We start from the raw sequence: 18,104 nt of genomic DNA, 5'->3' as shown, positions 1-18,104 counted from the left end.
TCAATCCCTTCGGTACGGCAGGGCGCCGCACCGAAAAGAGAACTGATTAATGCTCGAACATCGCAGAAATTGACTCTTCGTTGCTGATACGGCGGATGGCTTCAGCCAGCATGCCAGACAGCGTCAGAGTGCGTACGTTTTTCAGGGCCTTGATTTCTGGAGACAGCGGAATGGTGTCGCAGACAATCACTTCATCAATTACCGAGTTGCGGATGTTTTCCACGGCGTTACCGGAGAAGATCGGGTGCGTCGCGTAGGCAAATACGCGCTTGGCACCGCGTTCTTTCAACGCTTCAGCCGCTTTACATAAGGTACCGCCGGTATCGATCATATCGTCAACCAGTACACAGTCACGGCCTGCTACGTCACCAATGATGTGCATCACCTGAGAAACGTTCGCGCGCGGGCGGCGTTTATCGATGATAGCCATATCGGTGTCGTTCAGCAGTTTGGCGATTGCGCGGGCGCGCACTACGCCGCCGATGTCTGGGGAAACCACGATTGGGTTCTCCAGATTCTGTTGCAGCATGTCTTCCAGCAGGATCGGGCTACCGAACACGTTATCTACAGGAACATCGAAGAAGCCTTGGATCTGTTCAGCGTGCAGATCCACCGTCAAAACGCGGTCAACCCCTACACTGGAGAGGAAATCGGCTACAACTTTGGCCGTGATTGGCACACGAGCAGAACGCACGCGGCGATCCTGGCGGGCATAACCGAAGTAAGGGATAACAGCAGTAATACGACCTGCGGAGGCGCGACGCAGGGCATCTACCATAACGACCAGTTCCATCAGGTTGTCGTTGGTAGGGGCACAGGTGGACTGGATGATGAAAATATCACCGCCGCGTACATTTTCGTTGATTTGCACGCTCACTTCGCCGTCGCTAAAACGACCTACTGCGGCGTCACCAAGGCTGGTGTACAAACGGTTGGCAATACGTTGTGCTAGTTCCGGGGTGGCGTTACCAGCAAAAAGCTTCATATCAGGCACGAGAAGAACCTCAGGCATGCGTCCAGAGAAGATATTGTCATTCGGCCTTCGCTAAGGGCAGTTAGCGACGCCGGCGCAATATCATACGGGTGTGTAAAAAAACAACGTGAAACCGAAGCGGCGCAGGGATTACAGGGCCAGGTGTGAATGACCCTGCGCAGCGAAACGAGAACTACGGTTTCATCTGCCCGGAACGGATGCGATGTAGTGGAGAGACGTTAACGCCACGCGCTACAAAACCACGTATCCACTCCGGGGCTTGATTTAACACCTGACGGGCGGCGGTTTCTGTGTCGAATTCAGCAAACACACAAGCACCTGTGCCAGTCAGGCGTGACGGCGCGTATTCTAACAGCCAAGAAACAAGCTGTTCAACCTCGCGAAAACGTTTTCTTGCTATAGGTTCGCAATCATTTGCGTAAGTTGCCTGTAACAGCACACTTAACGGACGAACCGGGGTGTCTCTTTTTAATTCCGCATCGCCAAAAATTGCCGGGGTAGGGATGCTGACCCCCGGATGCGCCACCAGATACCATTTTTCCTGCGGGTTGGCCGGCTGCAAACGCTCACCGATGCCTTCGGCGAACGCTGCATGGCCACGCACGAAGACAGGGACGTCGGCACCGAGCGCCAGCCCCAGTTCTGCAAGCTGGTCGTCGCTCAAACCGCAGCGCCACAGTTCATTCAGCGCAACCAGCACCGTAGCGGCGTTGGAGGAGCCACCGCCAAGCCCGCCGCCCATCGGCAGCCGCTTTTCGATGCTGATGTCGGCACCCCGTGGCGCGGTATCCAGCTCATGGCGATCGCAATACTGTTGCAGCAGACGTGCGGCGCGGACAATCAGGTTTTCTTCATCCGGCACGCCCGCCACCGGGGTCAGCAGGTGAATACGGTCATCCTGTCGCACATCAATGGTCAGCGTGTCGCCGTAATCCAGAAACTGAAACAGCGTCTGCAACAGGTGATAGCCGTCTTCACGTTGGCCGGTAATGTATAAAAACAAATTAAGTTTTGCTGGCGATGGCCACTGACGGATCATTTGAGCGTCCAATTATCCATTTTCAGTTTGATGCGCTGGTCACCCTGTTTCAGCTCAAGTCGGCTTGGCAACTGCGGTTGCAGGCTGTTGTTGTAGTCCTGGTAGTCGACGGTCCAGGTCTGTTTGCCTTGCTGGTAGGTCAGCGAGTTCAGGCGATACTGGTCATCCAGCTTGAAGTCGTTGGCTTCACCCGGCAGGCCGAGCATCCATTGGCGCAGGTTATCCAGCGGGATTGCCATACCGGTCAGTTTGCGGATCATCTCTTCGGCATTGTCGCTGACATAGCGCTTGCCCTGATTGTCGGTCAATTGCACCACATTTTTCTGCACGTTGAGATCAAGCTCGGTGCTGCCAAGTGGGTTGGTCAACAGCAGGCGGTAACGATCAGACGAATACTGCTGCCAGAAGAAGCGCGCGTAGACTTTTTTCTGATCGGACAGGTAGGCGAAAGAGCCCCGGGTCTGATACTGCTCAAGCTGTTGCACCGCTTGCTCATGGGCGCGCCATTGCGGTGATGTCGGGCTGGTGGCCGGGCCGCTGGGTTTGGTGGTGGTACAGGCAGCCAGCACCAGGCTGGCCAGCGGGATCAGGCGTAGCAAACTAACTTTGCGGATTGGCATAACTTTCTCTTGTCCTTTTGTCCTTACGGGCACGCACAGCGAGACCTTGGTATTAGCGTTTACGCTAGCGGGGCAGCGCCGGCGCGTCAATTTTTTGCTGCATCGCTTTGAATCTGCCCGGCTTTGTCACCGCGGTTAGCCTCGGGGGTATGCGCTGCGTTTGCACATAAGATTAACACAATCGCCCAACCCTGCCGCTGTGGGCACAAGAATATCCCTCTGGTCGGGCGGAGGCCGTTGGCGTTTAGTTGAGGTTGCTAGCGGTATGCTGCAATAGTTTATCGCCGGAGGAGAATACAAGGTCATGAAGCTGTCAGTACGCATTGTTATTTCGCTGTTATGCTTCGCGGGCGCGGCATTTTTTTATCTTCAGGCAAAGCATGTTTTTTGCCAACAGGTCTCTTTTCTTTTGGATCCCACCTTTCGTTGCGGCACTTTAGGTTGGTAAACGCCGGATATTTGATCGCCGCCTGGCGGCTTAGGGGCTATCGTTATTGCTGAATACTGTGCGGAATATCGCATACTGCACTAAAATTCAGTATGTTATGTCGTCGAATTAATAGTCATCCCGCTGTATTTATTAGCGATTTATCGATTGATGCTGACTATTTCAGCGATTGAACGGAAGATGCGGTTGTTACTTTTATTGAGCCCGCGCATCAAGTAGAATGCCGTTCAACGAGAACCCGTACCAAAAGAAGTATTACTCGAAGCAATGACCCTGCTGGCGTTAGGTATAAATCACAAAACCGCTCCGGTTTCTCTGCGTGAAAGGGTGACCTTCTCCCCAGAGTCTATCGAACAGGCGCTAACCAGCTTGCTCCAACAACCGTTGGTGCAGGGCGGTGTCGTGTTGTCTACCTGTAACCGCACCGAACTTTATCTTAGCGTGGAACAACAGGAACATATTCATGAACAGCTGGTTGCCTGGCTGTGTGAATACCACCATCTGCGCCCGGAAGAAGTGAGCAAAAGCCTGTACTGGCACCACGGCAACGACGCCGTCAGCCATCTTATGCGCGTAGCCAGCGGGCTGGATTCGCTGGTGTTGGGTGAACCGCAGATCCTCGGCCAGGTGAAAAAAGCCTTTGCCGAATCGCAACGCGGCCAGTCGCTTTCCGGCGAGCTTGAACGGCTGTTCCAAAAATCCTTCTCTGTCGCCAAACGCGTACGTACCGAAACCGAAATCGGTGCCAGCGCGGTGTCCGTGGCCTTTGCAGCCTGTACGTTGGCGCGCCAAATCTTCGAATCACTTGCCGAATTGAACGTGCTGCTAGTGGGCGCCGGTGAAACCATTGAACTGGTGGCGCGCCATCTGCGCGAGCACAAGGTACGGCATATGATTATTGCCAACCGTACCCGCGAACGAGCGCAACTGCTGGCGGACGAAGTTGGCGCGGAAGTGATCACATTACCGGAAATCGACGAACGCCTGGCGGACGCCGATATCATCATCAGTTCTACCGCCAGCCCGCTGCCGATCATCGGTAAAGGGATGGTGGAGCGCGCGTTGAAAGCGCGTCGCAACCAGCCGATGCTGCTGGTGGATATCGCCGTACCGCGTGATATCGAACCGGAAGTAGGCAAGCTGGCCAACGCCTATCTGTACAGCGTGGACGATCTGCACGCCATCATTCAAAGCAACCTGGCGCAGCGCAAAGCCGCGGCGGTGCAGGCGGAATCGATCGTTCAGCAGGAAAGCACCAACTTTATGGCCTGGCTGCGCTCACAGGGCGCGGTGGAAACCATCCGCGACTACCGCTCGCAGGCCGATCAGATCCGTGCGGAAATGGAAGCCAAAGCCCTGGCCGCGATTGCGCAGGGCGCCGACGTGGAGCAGGTTATCCACGAGCTGGCCCATCGGCTGACCAATCGTCTTATTCATGCCCCTACCAAATCCCTCCAGCAGGCCGCCGGCGATGGCGACGTGGAGCGGTTGCAATTATTACGCGACAGCCTCGGGCTGGATCAGCATTAGTTTTCTCTTTTAACAGGGTTTAATACCACGCATGAAGCCTTCTATTGTTGCCAAACTGGAAGCGTTACAAGAGCGCCATGAAGAAGTGCAGGCGCTGCTCGGCGATGCCGGCGTTATTGCCGAGCAGGATCGGTTCCGTGCGCTGTCGCGCGAATATGCACAGTTGACCGATGTCAGCCGCTGTTTCCTGGAATGGCGTCAGGTGCAGGACGATCTGGCTACGGCGGAAATGATGCTGGACGATCCGGAAATGCGTGAAATGGCGCAGGAAGAGTTGAAACAGGCCAAGGCCGCGACGGAAGAGCTGGAACAGCAGCTGCAACTGCTGCTGTTGCCGAAAGATCCGGATGACGAGCGCGGTTGTTTCCTGGAAGTGCGCGCCGGGACCGGCGGCGACGAAGCGGCGATTTTCGCCGGCGACCTGTTCCGCATGTACAGCCGCTATGCCGAAATGCGCCGCTGGCGCGTCGAGATCATGAGCGCCAACGAAGGCGAGCATGGCGGTTATAAAGAAGTGATTGCCAAGGTTTCTGGCGACGGTGTTTACGGCCAGCTCAAATTTGAATCCGGCGGTCATCGCGTACAGCGCGTGCCGGAAACCGAGTCGCAGGGGCGTATTCATACCTCCGCGTGCACCGTGGCAGTGATGCCGGAAATACCGGAGGCTGAACTGCCGGAGATCAACGCGGGCGATCTGAAAATTGACACCTTCCGTTCCTCAGGCGCAGGTGGTCAGCACGTTAACACCACCGACTCGGCGATCCGTATTACCCACTTGCCGACCGGCATTGTGGTGGAGTGTCAGGACGAGCGCTCACAGCACAAGAACAAAGCCAAAGCGATGGCGGTGTTGGGGGCGCGTATCCGTGCAGCAGAAATGGCCAAGCGCCAGCAGGCGGAAGCTTCAACCCGTCGTAACCTGCTGGGCAGTGGCGATCGTTCAGACCGCAACCGCACCTATAACTTCCCGCAGGGGCGTGTCACTGACCACCGTATCAACCTGACGCTGTACCGTCTGGACGAGGTGATGGAAGGCAAGCTCGACATGCTGATCCAGCCGATTGTGCAGGAATACCAGGCCGACCAGCTTGCAGCGCTGTCCGCCGAGCAGGAGTAATGGACTATCAATCCTGGCTGAAGGCGGCGGTTGCCCACCTGACGCAGAGTGAAAGCGCCCGACGCGATGCGGAAATCCTGCTGGGTTTCGTGACCGGCCGGGCCAGAACTTTCCTGATGGCGTTTGGCGAAACCGTGCTGACGCCGCAAGAGCAAGATCAGTTGGAGAGATTGTTGGCGCGCCGTGAACGCGGTGAGCCGGTAGCTTATCTGATTGGCGAGCGCGAATTTTGGTCGTTGCCGCTGTCGGTATCGCCCGCCACCCTGATCCCGCGTCCGGACACTGAATGCCTGGTGGAGTTGGCGCTGGAGCTTTTGCCCTCATCCCCTTGCGCCATTCTCGATCTCGGTACCGGTACCGGCGCCATCGCCCTGGCGTTAGCCAGCGAACGCCCAGACTGCAAAGTGACCGGCGTGGATTTACAGCCGGATGCGGTGGCGTTGGCCCGGCACAATGCGCAGAAGCTGTCGATCGGCAACGCGCAGTTCCTTCAGGGCAGTTGGTTTGCCCCACTGGCTGGCGAAACTTTTGCTCTGATCGCCAGCAACCCTCCTTATATCGACGCCGCCGACCCGCATTTGGCACAGGGCGACGTTCGTTTTGAGCCCAGTAGCGCGCTGGTGGCGCCACAGCAGGGGCTGGCGGATTTGTCCGCTATCGTGCAGCAGGCGCCACACCACCTGCAATCACAGGGCTGGCTGCTGCTTGAACATGGCTGGCAGCAGGGAGAAAGCGTACGCGCACTGCTGCAGGCCGCCGGTTTTATTTCGATCGATACCCGACGCGATTATGGCGGTAACGATCGCGTCACCTTTGGCCAATGGCCGCAGCAATCACTGAAAATCAACAATAACGAAGCACACAGCGATTAAATAAGGAAGCGATATGGCAGTCTACTCGGCGTTAAAACATCTGCATTTGTTGACGGTCACCATCAGTATTGTCTTGTTTGTATTGCGTTTCTTCTGGAAATGGCGCAATTCGGCTATGATGAACAAACGTTGGGTGAAGATAACCCCGCATATAAATGATACGGTGTTGTTCGTCAGCGGCATCGCGCTGGTGGTGATGTTCAAGTTATATCCGCTGTTGGGTATGGACTCGTGGCTGACCGAGAAGCTGTTTGGCGTTATTATCTATATCCTGCTTGGCTACGTCGCATTGGGCAAGAAGACCAAAAACCAGAACCTGCGCACACTGGCGTTTGTGCTGGCATTGGGCTGTTTGTACCTGATAATTAAACTTGCCACGACGAAAATACCCTTTCTGATGGGATACTTATGAGTAGTATTGCTGATTTTGAATTTAACACCTCGCTGCTGAGCGAGGGCGTGATCCTGGTATCGCAGTCCGTGCGGCGTGATTTCCCCGCCGCTGAGGTCGAACGCAAGCTGCAACAGCTGGTCGACGAAGCGCGTGCGGCCGTGCCGCAGGATCTCAGCCAGGAACAGCAACTGGACGCACTCATTGAATTGTTCTTCAAAACCTGGGGTTTTGGCGGCGCCAGCGGCGTGTATCGCCTGTCCGACGCTATTTGGCTCGACAAGGTGCTGGAAGGTCGTCAGGGCACGCCGGTTTCGCTCGGCACCATTTTCCTTCATATCGCCGCTCATCTGGATTTACCGCTGCTGCCGGTTATTTTCCCCACTCAACTGATCCTGCGAGCAGACTGGCTGGATGAAGAGATGTGGTTGATCAATCCATTGAACGGCGAGACGCTGAACGAACACCAGTTGGAAGTGTGGATCAAGGGCAACCTGGGTCTGGGCGCCGAACTGGAAGACGACGATCTCGATGAGTCAGAAAACGTCATGGTGGTGCGTAAGATGTTGGATACGCTCAAAGCCGCCCTGATGGAAGAAAAACAGATGGAAATGGCGCTGCGCGCCAGCGAAACGGTGTTGTGCTTCGATCCGGAAGACCCTTACGAAATCCGTGACCGCGGGCTGATTTACGCCCAGTTGGAATGCAACCATATCGCGATTTCCGATCTTAACTATTTTGTCGAACAGTGTCCTGAAGACCCAGTCAGCGAAGTGATCAAGGTACAGATCCACTCGATTGAACCGAAACAGGTTACGCTGCATTAATTCATTTACTATGCCCTGAACGCGACAGGCCAAGGCTTGCGGCACGACGGGTAACTTCAATAAAGGCGAAAGCATGAAACAGAAAGTGGTTAGCATTGGTGACATCGACGTAGCGAACGATCTGCCGTTTGTGCTGTTTGGCGGTATGAACGTGCTGGAATCGCGCGATCTGGCGATGCGCATCTGTGAACACTACGTCACCGTGACGCAAAAACTGGGCATCCCTTACGTTTTCAAAGCCTCTTTTGATAAAGCCAACCGTTCTTCTATCCACTCCTACCGCGGCCCAGGCCTGGAAGAGGGGATGAAGATCTTCGAAGAAATCAAAAAAACCTTCGGCGTGAAAATCATTACCGACGTTCACGAAGCGTCACAGGCTCAGCCGGTGTCCGAAGTGGTTGACGTGATCCAACTGCCAGCATTCCTGGCGCGTCAGACCGATCTGGTGGAAGCGATGGCGAAAACCGGTGCGGTGATCAACGTCAAGAAGCCACAGTTCGTCAGCCCGGGCCAAATGGGCAATATCGTCGACAAATTCAAGGAAGGCGGTAACGATCAGGTGATCCTGTGCGATCGCGGCAGTAACTTTGGTTACGATAACCTGGTGGTCGACATGCTTGGCATCAACGTTATGAAAAACGTGACGGGTGGCCATCCGGTGATCTTTGACGTGACCCATGCTCTGCAGACTCGCGATCCCTTCGGCGCAGCTTCTGGCGGCCGTCGGGCGCAGGTTGCCGAACTGGCGCGTGCCGGTATGGCGGTTGGCCTGGCAGGTCTGTTCATCGAAGCACACCCAGAGCCAAACAGCGCCAAATGCGACGGCCCGTCCGCGCTGCCGCTGGACAAGCTGGAGCCGTTCCTGGTGCAGATGAAAGCCATCGACGACCTGGTGAAGAGCTTCCCAGAGCTGGACACCAGCAACTAAACATTTTCACAGCTGTTATTTGTAGGGGCGCAGTATACTGCGCCCGCTATGGTTTAAAGCCCGATTCGTCGGGCTTTTTGTTTTTCAGGCATCGAGCGCTGCAAGCGCTTCAGGCAGCGTCGCGTAGAAATGCAGTTTCCCCTCAATCGGCTGTATCCGTGCCCTTGCCAGCGTTTTCAACGGCTGGAAAGGCATGTCGGTGATTGCCAACTGTTTGCCGGCCGGCAGGGCTTCGATAAAGCGTTGCAAGGCATCCAGTCCCCCGGCATCCAATACCGGCACCGCATCCCACTGCAAGACGATCACGTCATAACTTTCGCTGCGCACCAGTAGCTCGTTAAAAATACGCTCGGCGGCGGCGAAGAACAGCGGGCCATTCACCCGCAGCACCAATCGGCCATTGTCGGCACTCAGTTCGCTCAGGCGCGTCATGCGCGCAATGCGGCGCATAAACAGCAGCGAGGCCAGCACAATGCCTACGGTAATGGCGATCACCATATCGAACAGCACCGTCAGCGACATGCACAGCAGCATCACCAGAATGTCGTCTTTCGGCGCTCGCCGCAGCAGATAAACCACCTTGTGCGCCTCGCTCATATTCCAGGCCACCATTAGCAACAGCGACGCCATTGCAGCCAGCGGCAGCCAGGACAACCACGGCGCCAGCACCAGTAACGCCAGCAGTACCAACAACGCATGGATGATGGCCGATACCGGGGAGGTGGCACCGGCGCGTACGTTGGCGGCAGAGCGCGCAATGGCCGCGGTGGCGGTAATGCCGCCGAAGAAAGGCGCAATGATGTTGCCCGCACCCTGGCCGATAAGTTCGGTATTGGAGTTGTGCTTCTTGCCGGTCATCCCGTCCAGCACTACCGCGCACAGCAGGGATTCTATGGCCCCGAGCATCGCCATGGAGAAGGCAGCCGGCAGCAGGGCGGAGAGTGTTTGCCAGCTCAGCGCCATCGGCTTGCCGTCACCGGCCGGTAAATCCCACGGCAGCATCAGCTGCGGCAGAATGGGCGGTATGCCCTGGCCGTGGGTGCCGTCGGCCAGCAGATAGCTGAATCGCGAGCCGATGGTCGCAACCGGGTGGTCAAACAGCGCCAGAATACCCATAACCGCGGTACCCGCCAGCAGTGCGGGTAAATGGCCCGGTACCCGCAGGCCGAGCTTGGGCCAGAAGATAAGGATCAATAGGGTCACTGCGCCGATCAGGGTGTCGCCGACGTCCAGCGTCGGCAGCGCCTGCAGCAGCGCGTAAACCTTACCCACATAGTGTTCCGGCACCACCGCCATTTGCAGGCCAAAGAAATCCTTCACCTGCATGGTAGCAATGGTGATGGCGATACCGGAGGTAAAGCCCAGCGTCACCGACAGGGGAATGTACTCAATCAGGCGGCCGAAACGCGCCAGTCCCATGATGACCAGAAACAGTCCGGAAAGCAGGGTGGCGATCAGCAGGCCCGAGAGGCCGAACTGCTGCGACACCGGATAGAGGATCACCACAAACGCGGCGGTAGGCCCGGAGACGCTGTAGCGCGAGCCGCCGCTGATGGCAATGACAATCCCGGCAACCGCCGACGTATAGAGTCCATATTGGGGGAACGCCGCTGGCAATTGCCAGTGCCATTGCCAACGGGATGGCGATAATACCGACGGTGACGCCGGCGATGGCATCTTTTAGCAGGCGTTGCAGGGAATAAGGATCTCGCCAACAGGCATCAATCAGCGCGCTGAACGGCCTGATGCCGTTAATTTCATGCGTTTTCATCTGAGGTGTAAACCAAGTCTATAAAAGAGAACGGAATGGCGGGCCGGATGCGGTCCGTCTCGAATAGCTGATAGACACCATACGCCTGTTGTGACGGCGATTCCTAGATATACATCAATGCACTTCGGAAAATCAGACTTATACTCTTTCAGGGACGGGATAAATGACAAGTTACAGACAGGCCGCGGGTCAGGCGGCCTGCGCAGAAAGAATAGGCCAGGTTATACCGCTTAGTGAACCGCCGGTAGGGATAATCCGAGAAAATGTGCCAGGGTGCCGACCAACAGATTGTGATCTTCCAACTGGGGTGAGCCGGAAATGCTGATGGTGCCGATGCAGCCCACGCCACCAAGATTGATCGGGAAGGCGCCACCGTGTGCCGAGTAATCGCTGACGCTCAGGCCATAGCGTTCTTCCAGGGTCGATTGTCGTTGCTGCAGGCGCAGGCCAATCGCGTAAGAGCTCTTGTGGAAGTGCTTCACCACATTGCGTTTGCGCCGTACCCAATCGGCGATATCGGGGGTAGTGCCGGGCATGGCGTAATAAAACAGCGTTTGCCCCGCGAGCTGGATCTCAATGGCGATCGACAGGCGGCGCTGTTCGGCCGCTGATTTCAATGCAGAGCCCAGCTCCCAGGCGGTGTTATGGTCAAAATGGCTGAAGGTCAACGCGGTTTCTTGTTCGCTAAGCACATGCAAGTCATCATCGATATTCATGGTCGCCCCCTTTATTGGTTGCCAACAGATTATCCTGAACAGAATTTATGGGATAGATACCTTGGAAATAACATAGAACTGCTAATCTATTATTAACCTGAGTAATAATATGTACGATGCCGAAATGGATGAGACAGGGAATACTCAAAATTCGTCGCTAAATCCCCCTGTCGATTCCGTGGAGCCTATCGAATATTTATGACTTACGTCGCGTCAATTCCCACCCTGTATAGTGACGCCTGCATTACCTATGCCACGCTGTCCGTCAGCTATTTTGCCCTCAGTAAAAATGCGCCTTTTTCTTATCAGTCCGAAGGATGGAGGCGTATAGTCTTTGGCCTGCTTGCCGGACTGGCGGTGCTGTTTCTCAATCAGGACCGGCTGGAGTTGAGCGGTAACCTGCATTTCAGCTTTGCCATGATCCCGATGATACTGGTGACCTTTTATGGCGGGGCGGTCAGTGGACTGGTCTGCTACCTGATGTCGCTGGCATTTACGGGAGGCTTGACCGTCGATAATCTGTTTATCGGCTCGATCATCATTCCATTGCTGTTGTCGCGTGTGTGGTTGAGAAAGTCGAATCGGGTGTTTTATCTCACCATTGGCATCATTGCGCTGTACCGTATCGGAGTGGTCTGGTTATTGGCAGATATACGCGCGCTATGGGGAGATGTGTTGTTGTATCAGGCGGTCTCGGCCCTGTGTCTGGCAATATGCTTCCACGGGCTGAATTTCAAAGAGCGCCATATCCACGCTTATTTCTCTATGCGTGATAAAGCCACCACCGACAGCCTCACCCATATCAATAATCGCGCTAGTGTAGACTATCGACTCATCCAGCAGCAGGCGGAGCGCAGCCCCTGCGGGTTGATGATCCTCGATCTGGATAATTTCAAACGAATCAACGACACCTACGGCCATTTGGCCGGCGACCTGCTGCTGGCTCGCGTCGGACAACTGTTGCAAAGCAGCGTGCGCAGTGAGGATTTCGTCGGTCGTTATGGCGGTGAGGAATTTATCGTGATCACTGCCAGTTATGATCCGACGGTGATTGGCGGTGTGGCGGAGCGCATACGACGCAGCGTGGAAACGACGTTATTTTTGCTGGATGAAGACGTCGAGGCACGTATCACGGTTTCTATCGGTGCGTCGTTATACCTGCCCGGCATGGCGTTGGACAAGGCAATAGAGGTCACGGATGAGGCGCTGTATGACGCCAAGCGGCAGGGGAAAAATCGGGTGGTCTGCAGCAGGCTGATGCAGCTTGCCCCGCTGGGTGCCGGTTTTCGGCAGGAATAACCCCTCCTGAAGGTTCAGGAGGGGGATAGGTCAGGCCGCCAGAGTATGTTCGCGGAATGCGGTCAGCAGTTCCTCGGTAAACTTAAGGCGTTTCTGGCGGTCGGTCAGGTCCAGCATAAACTTCAGCTTGGTCGGCCCATCCAGGCGATAGATCTGCGGGTTGCTTTGCAACAGGCCAATCAAATAGCCCGGATCGACCCGATTCTTCTCACCAAACTCGATAAAACCACCGCGCTCATTACCTTCGATGCGCTTGATCCCCAGCTTTTGTGCATGTTGACGCAGCGCCGCACTTTGCAGCAGGTTGCGCGCCGCATCAGGCAGCAGGCCGAAACGGTCGATCAACTCCACTTTCAACTCTTCCAGCTCGGCGTCGTTTTTCGCGCTGGCGATGCGTTTGTAGAACGACAGGCGCGTGTTGACGTCTGGGATATAGTCATCTGGCAGCAGGGCCGGCATGCGCAGCTCCACCTCGGTCTGGTTGCTGGTAAGATCTTCCAGCGAAGGTTCGCGCCCGTGTTTGAGTGCATCCACCGCGCTTTCCAACAGTTCCATGTACAGCGAAAAGCCGACGGTGGTCATCTGGCCGCTCTGATCTTCACCCAGCAATTCGCCCGCGCCGCGGATCTCCAGATCGTGGGTAGCCAGGGCAAAACCGGCGCCCAGGTCTTCCAGCGACGCGATGGCCTCCAGCCGCTTATGCGCGTCGGTGCTCATGGCTTTCGGATTTGGCGTCAGCAAATAAGCATAGGCCTGATGGTGAGAACGTCCGACACGACCGCGTAACTGATGCAGTTGCGCCAGCCCGAAACGATCGGCGCGTTCGATGATAATGGTATTGGCGCTGGGAATATCGATACCGGTTTCGATAATGGTGGTACAGACCAGTACGTTAAAGCGCTGGTGGTGGAAATCGTTCATCACCCGTTCCAAATCGCGTTCGCGCATCTGGCCGTGGCCAATTGCTATACGCGCTTCTGGCACCAGCTCAGCCAGTTTTTCCGCCGCCTTCTCGATATTTTCCACGTCGTTATACAGATAATAAACCTGACCGCCGCGCAGCACTTCACGCAGGATAGCCTCGCGCACCACCAGGCTGTCGTATTCGCGCACGAAGGTTTTCACCGCCAAACGACGCGCCGGTGGGGTAGCGATAATCGACAGGTCACGCATGCCGCTCATCGCCATATTCAACGTACGCGGGATTGGCGTCGCGGTGAGCGTCAGAATATCTACATCGGCACGCATCGCCTTGATGCGCTCTTTGTGACGAACGCCGAAGCGGTGTTCTTCATCGACGATCAGCAGCCCCAAATCTTTCCAGCGCAGATCGCTCTGCAGCAGTTTGTGGGTACCGATGATGATGTCTACCTTACCGTCGACGGCATCGTCCATCACCTGTTGCTGCTCTTTGGCGCTACGGAAACGCGACATCATCTCGATGCGGATCGGCCAGGTGGCGAAGCGGTCGCGGAAGTTGTCAAAATGCTGCTGCGCCAGCAGGGTGGTTGGCACCAACACCGCCACCTGCTTGCCGTTTTCTACCGCCAGGAAGGCGGCACGCATCGCCACTTCGGTTTTGCCGAAGCCGACGTCGCCACAGACCAGACGATCCATGGCCAGGGGTTGGCACATGTCGCTCAGCACGGCGTTGATTGCCTGCTCCTGATCTGGGGTGGTTTCAAACGGGAAACTTTGGCAGAACAGCTGATACTGCTCACGGTTATGTTTAAAGGCGAAGCCGGTTTTGGCCGCGCGCTGTGCGTAAATATCCAGCAGTTCCGCCGCAACGTCCCGCACCCGTTCGGCGGCTTTTTGCCGTGCGCGCGTCCAGGCGTCTCCACCCAACTTGTGCAGCGGGGCGTTTTCGTCCGCACCGCCGGCGTAGCGGCTGATCAGATGCAATGAAGAGACCGGCACGTAGAGTTTGTCTTCGCCGGCGTAGGCCAGGATCAGGTATTCGGCCTTGATGCCGCCGGCTTCCAGCGTGGTCAGGCCAACGTAACGCCCGACGCCGTGCTCCAGGTGCACCACAGGCTGGCCAGGGTGCAGCTCCGCCAGGTTGCGGATCAGCACATCGGTATTAATGGTGCGACGGTTGTCCTGGCGACGGCGGCTAACGCGCTCGCCGAGCAGATCGCTTTCGCAGATCAGCGCCCGGTTGCGCATGCCGTCGAGGAAGCCGCGTTCGGAGGCGCCGACCATCATGTAGCGACCAGCCGGCTCGGCCTGATCGAGATGCTGGATCAAGGCGGTGCTGAGCTTGATGCGGCCGAGCAAATCCTGCAGCGTTTCACGGCGGCCTTCGCTTTCCACCGAGAAAATGATGCTGCCGTCGAAGCTTTCGGTAAAACGACGCAGGTTGTCCAGCGGCGCTTTCTGTTGGGCTTGCACCGCCAGATCAGGCAGGGTGCGATAATCCAGATTGGTGTTGCCGGCTTTGGCGGGCAGCTCTTCGGTTTTCAGCGCCATACGTGGCCAGGCTTTCAATTCGCTAAACAGCTCGTCAACCCGCAGCCATAGGCTTGGCGGCGCCAGCAGTGGGCGCATAGGATCGACCCGGCGGCTCTCGTAGCGTTGGTTAACGTCCAGCCAGAAACGATCGGCTGCGTTTTCCAGATTGCCGGTATTGACGATCAGCGTGTTCTCCGGCAGGTAGCTGAACAGTGACGGCAGCGGTTGGCTGAAGAACAGCGGTTGCCAGTATTCGATACCGGCCGGCCAGGTGCCTTTGCTGACCTGCTGATAAATATGTTCGGCGTCGCGGCGCACCTCAAACTGCTCGCGCCACTGGCTGCGGAACAGTTCGATGGCGTTTTTGTCGGTAGGGAATTCATGGGCCGGCAGCAGATTGATGGCCTCGACTTCGTTCAGCGTACGCTGGTTGTCGACATCAAAGGTGCGCAGGCTGTCGATTTCATCGTCGAAGAAATCGATGCGGTAAGGTTCTTCGCTGCCCATGGGGAACAGGTCGAGCAGCGCGCCGCGGGTGGCAAACTCACCGTGCTCCATTACCTGATCGACGCTGCGGTAGCCGGCCTGTTCCAGTTGGGCGCGCAGTTTGTCGCGAGACAGACGCTGGCCTTTTTTCATCACCAGCGCGTGGCCGTGCAGAAATTCGTGCGGGCAAACGCGCTGCATTAAGGTATTGACCGGCAGAATAATTACGCCACGGGCCATGGTCGGCAGATGGTACAGGCTCGACAGACGGGCAGAGATGATTTCCTGATGCGGCGAGAAGCTGTCGTAAGGCAGGGTTTCCCAGTCGGACAGGGTGGTTACCATCTGGTCGGTAAACTGCTGAATTTCATCGCGCAGCCGCAGGGCATTTTGCATGTCCGGGGCGATCAGCATCACCGGCCCGTTATGACGTTCGACGATCTCGGCGCACTCCACGGCGCAGGCCGAGCCGGTCAGCTGCCCCAACTGGCGCAAATCGCCCGCGCGTTCAGGCAGGGAATAACGGGAGGATGACGATGAAGAACGGTTAGGGTTATCGGAGGTGCTCATTAAGGTATCTTTAATCAATGTGTTAAATTTCGCCCGGCACAGATTACAACGCGCCTTTACCCGGTAATACTAGCCCACTGAGCCATAAACTGACATAGGTAAAAGCGCGAAACCCGTCGCCTTTCAAGCGGCGACTTTCAAATGTACTGCAGGCAGATTAGTCGCTCCAGTAACGTTAGCGGGCGAATAAATTCGCCCCGATGACTCAGCCATAGACCAGAGATTGAAGGTTGTGGTGCCCGTAATGTGGCGTTATTCCTGCGCGCCCATGGCAAGATAGTCGGCGATTTTATCAACGTCGACGTTGCCGCCGCTGACGATCACCCCGACCTTTTTGCCCCGCAGGTCGAGCAGTGAATTCATCGCCGCCGCCGCGGCCAGGCAGCCTGTGGGCTCGACCACCATTTTCATCCGCTCCATAAAGAAACGCATCTGTCGGCACAGCTGCTGGTCGCTGACCGTTAAAATATCTTCTACATACTGTTGAATGATCGGGAACGTCAACGTGCCCACCTGCTGCGTTTGCGCACCGTCGGCGATGGTTTTTGGCACCGGGATCTGGACCGGCTGGCCGCTACGGAACGCCAGCTGAACGTCGTTACCGGCCTGTGGTTCAACGCCGAAAACGCGGCACCCGGGCGACCAGTGGTGTGCCGCCACCGCGCTGCCCGCCAGCAAACCACCGCCGCCGGTGCACACCAACAAAACGTCCAGCGGCCCGACTTCCTCAATCAACTCTTTGGTAGCGGTGCCTTGGCCGGCGATGACCTGCGGGTAATCATAAGGCGGCACTATCGTCAGCCCCTGTTCTGCTGCCAGCCGTTGAGTTATGGCAGCACGGTCTTCACTGTGACGCTGATAAATCACGACGTTGGCGCCGTAGCCGCGCGTTGCTGCCAGCTTGGTTGCCGGTGCGTCGTGCGGCATCACGATGGTCACCTTGACCCCCAGTTCCCGTGCCGCCAATGCCATTGCCTGCGCATGGTTGCCGGAAGAGAAGGCAATCACGCCAGCCTGGCGCTGCGCCGGGCTCAATTGAGCAATAGAATTGTACGCGCCACGAAACTTGAAGGCGCCTACACGCTGGAAGTTTTCGCACTTGAAGAACAGCTGCGCCCCGGCGATGTTGTCGGCCTGCTGCGAGGTCATGACCGGTGTGCGCAGGGCATGTCCTGCCAGGATTTCGGCGGCGGTAGAGATATCGGCGGCGGTGATGCAGTGGGGCGTTGAACTCATGGCGACCTCGTCTGGTGAAAGGTTGATTGATTACCCGATTATTTTAATTTACTCTTTGTAAAGTTATTGTCAAACGGTTAAGTTTATGAGCGATCTCAGGCAGGAAAATGCGCTGCTGTTGCGCGAAGCGGAAAAAATTGTTCAGGCACTGGGCGCGATGTTTGCGCCCAGCTGTGAAGTGGTATTGCACGATCTGACGCAACCGAATCATGCCATCGTCAGCATCGCCAATAACCTGTCGAACCGCAGTATCGGCGATGCCGCCAGTGAAATGGGGCTTGAGCGTATTGCCTCGCCGGATTTTCCGGACGTGGTGCAAAACTATGCCAATGCGTTCCCGGATGGGCGTCCGGCCAAGAGCACCTCCATTGGTCTGCGCAACAGCCAGGGGGTCTACGTGGCGGCAATCTGCCTTAACCTGGACGTTTCAATCTTCAACAGCGTCAACGCCATCCTGCAACAACTGACCGCGGTGGTACAGAGCACGCCGCAGGCGGCGGATGAAGGGGCTCGCTCACTGTCCGACATTGCTTCAGTGATCAACAACTTTGCCGCTTCGCATGCCACTGCACCGCGCGCGCTTACGTCTGAGCAGCGTGTTCAGGTGATCCAGCAACTAAAGCAGCAGGGCTATCTGCAACTGCGGGGGGCAGCCACCATGGCGGCGGAGGCGCTGGGGATTTCCCGGGTCTCGGTTTACAACCTGTTAAAGCGCGATGCCGGGTGACGTGCTGCCGCTGGCGCGATCGACGGAATAAAAGGCGTCAGGGTGGTTCCCTAAACGGGGTATAGCCTTTATTATCCTT

14 protein-coding genes and 1 pseudogene are annotated in these 18,104 nt (G+C 56.6%); 8 read left to right on the top strand and 7 right to left on the bottom strand.

The window, feature by feature from the left end:
• Positions 1 to 46: 46 nt before the first annotated feature.
• The 3 genes from prs to lolB form a co-directional block, all read right to left on the bottom strand.
• The gene (gene prs / locus ACMGG1_RS14165; protein ID WP_041414469.1) at positions 47 to 994 is read right to left on the bottom strand and encodes a ribose-phosphate diphosphokinase; all 948 of its coding nucleotides are present in this window, start codon (positions 992 to 994) and stop codon (positions 47 to 49) included.
• 172 nt (positions 995 to 1,166) lie between these two features.
• Complete coding sequence (ispE, locus tag ACMGG1_RS14160) at positions 1,167 to 2,033, bottom strand: 4-(cytidine 5'-diphospho)-2-C-methyl-D-erythritol kinase (RefSeq protein ID WP_414160770.1); 867 nt, start codon at positions 2,031 to 2,033, stop codon at positions 1,167 to 1,169.
• On the bottom strand, positions 2,030 to 2,653 hold the full coding sequence (lolB, locus tag ACMGG1_RS14155; RefSeq protein WP_130015573.1) for a lipoprotein insertase outer membrane protein LolB: 624 nt from the start codon (positions 2,651 to 2,653) through the stop codon (positions 2,030 to 2,032). Before lolB ends, ispE begins: the two co-directional genes overlap by 4 nt.
• Positions 2,654 to 3,368: 715 nt before the next feature.
• On the opposite strand from lolB, the gene hemA reads away from it, so the two are divergent.
• The 6 genes from hemA (at position 3,369) to kdsA (ending at position 8,766) form a co-directional block, all read left to right on the top strand.
• Complete coding sequence (gene hemA / locus ACMGG1_RS14150; protein WP_037420462.1) at positions 3,369 to 4,631, top strand: glutamyl-tRNA reductase; 1,263 nt, start codon at positions 3,369 to 3,371, stop codon at positions 4,629 to 4,631.
• Positions 4,632 to 4,662: 31 nt separating this feature from the next.
• The gene (prfA, locus tag ACMGG1_RS14145; protein WP_020826446.1) at positions 4,663 to 5,748 is read left to right on the top strand and encodes a peptide chain release factor 1; all 1,086 of its coding nucleotides are present in this window, start codon (positions 4,663 to 4,665) and stop codon (positions 5,746 to 5,748) included.
• On the top strand, positions 5,748 to 6,620 hold the full coding sequence (gene prmC, locus ACMGG1_RS14140) for a peptide chain release factor N(5)-glutamine methyltransferase (protein WP_414160769.1): 873 nt from the start codon (positions 5,748 to 5,750) through the stop codon (positions 6,618 to 6,620). Before prfA ends, prmC begins: the two co-directional genes overlap by 1 nt.
• A gap of 13 nt (positions 6,621 to 6,633) precedes the next feature.
• Positions 6,634 to 7,032 carry a SirB2 family protein gene (locus tag ACMGG1_RS14135; protein WP_046373829.1) on the top strand — a complete coding sequence of 133 codons (399 nt, stop codon included), beginning with the start codon at positions 6,634 to 6,636 and terminating at the stop codon, positions 7,030 to 7,032.
• Entirely contained in the window at positions 7,029 to 7,838 is an 810-nt protein-coding gene (gene sirB1, locus ACMGG1_RS14130; protein WP_020826449.1) for an invasion regulator SirB1, read from the top strand. The genes ACMGG1_RS14135 and sirB1 overlap by 4 nt, the downstream gene beginning before the upstream one ends.
• Positions 7,839 to 7,911: 73 nt before the next feature.
• Positions 7,912 to 8,766 (top strand): 3-deoxy-8-phosphooctulonate synthase, encoded by an 855-nt coding sequence (gene kdsA, locus ACMGG1_RS14125; RefSeq protein WP_020826450.1) that lies wholly within the window; start codon positions 7,912 to 7,914, stop codon positions 8,764 to 8,766.
• A gap of 84 nt (positions 8,767 to 8,850) precedes the next feature.
• On the opposite strand, the pseudogene dauA reads toward kdsA, so the two are convergent.
• A pseudogene (gene dauA / locus ACMGG1_RS14120) lies at positions 8,851 to 10,537 on the bottom strand (C4-dicarboxylic acid transporter DauA).
• Between the two features lie 230 nt (positions 10,538 to 10,767).
• Positions 10,768 to 11,253 (bottom strand): heme-degrading domain-containing protein, encoded by a 486-nt coding sequence (locus ACMGG1_RS14115; protein ID WP_116690702.1) that lies wholly within the window; start codon positions 11,251 to 11,253, stop codon positions 10,768 to 10,770.
• 198 nt (positions 11,254 to 11,451) lie between these two features.
• On the opposite strand from ACMGG1_RS14115, the gene ACMGG1_RS14110 reads away from it, so the two are divergent.
• Entirely contained in the window at positions 11,452 to 12,552 is a 1,101-nt protein-coding gene (locus ACMGG1_RS14110) for a GGDEF domain-containing protein (RefSeq protein WP_122078684.1), read from the top strand.
• A 30-nt stretch (positions 12,553 to 12,582) separates the two neighbouring features.
• Here the strand turns inward: ACMGG1_RS14110 and mfd are convergent, their stop codons facing one another.
• Together mfd and ACMGG1_RS14100 are read right to left on the bottom strand one after the other, a co-directional pair.
• Positions 12,583 to 16,062, bottom strand: coding sequence for a transcription-repair coupling factor (mfd, locus tag ACMGG1_RS14105; RefSeq protein ID WP_046373825.1), 3,480 nt, complete (start codon positions 16,060 to 16,062; stop codon positions 12,583 to 12,585).
• Positions 16,063 to 16,314: 252 nt separating this feature from the next.
• Positions 16,315 to 17,298 (bottom strand): threo-3-hydroxy-L-aspartate ammonia-lyase, encoded by a 984-nt coding sequence (locus ACMGG1_RS14100; RefSeq protein WP_116690699.1) that lies wholly within the window; start codon positions 17,296 to 17,298, stop codon positions 16,315 to 16,317.
• A gap of 85 nt (positions 17,299 to 17,383) precedes the next feature.
• Here ACMGG1_RS14100 and ACMGG1_RS14095 point away from each other — a divergent pair, with 85 nt between their 5' ends.
• Positions 17,384 to 18,025 carry a transcriptional regulator gene (locus ACMGG1_RS14095; protein ID WP_048760668.1) on the top strand — a complete coding sequence of 214 codons (642 nt, stop codon included), beginning with the start codon at positions 17,384 to 17,386 and terminating at the stop codon, positions 18,023 to 18,025.
• The last annotated feature ends 79 nt before the right edge of the window (positions 18,026 to 18,104 follow it).

Origin of the sequence: Serratia sp. BNK-12, assembly GCF_047456085.1 — a bacterium.
Lineage (GTDB): Bacteria > Pseudomonadota > Gammaproteobacteria > Enterobacterales > Enterobacteriaceae > Serratia > Serratia liquefaciens.
Note: the sequence above shows the minus strand (reverse complement) of the source record. Positions and strands in the feature narration are given on the sequence as shown.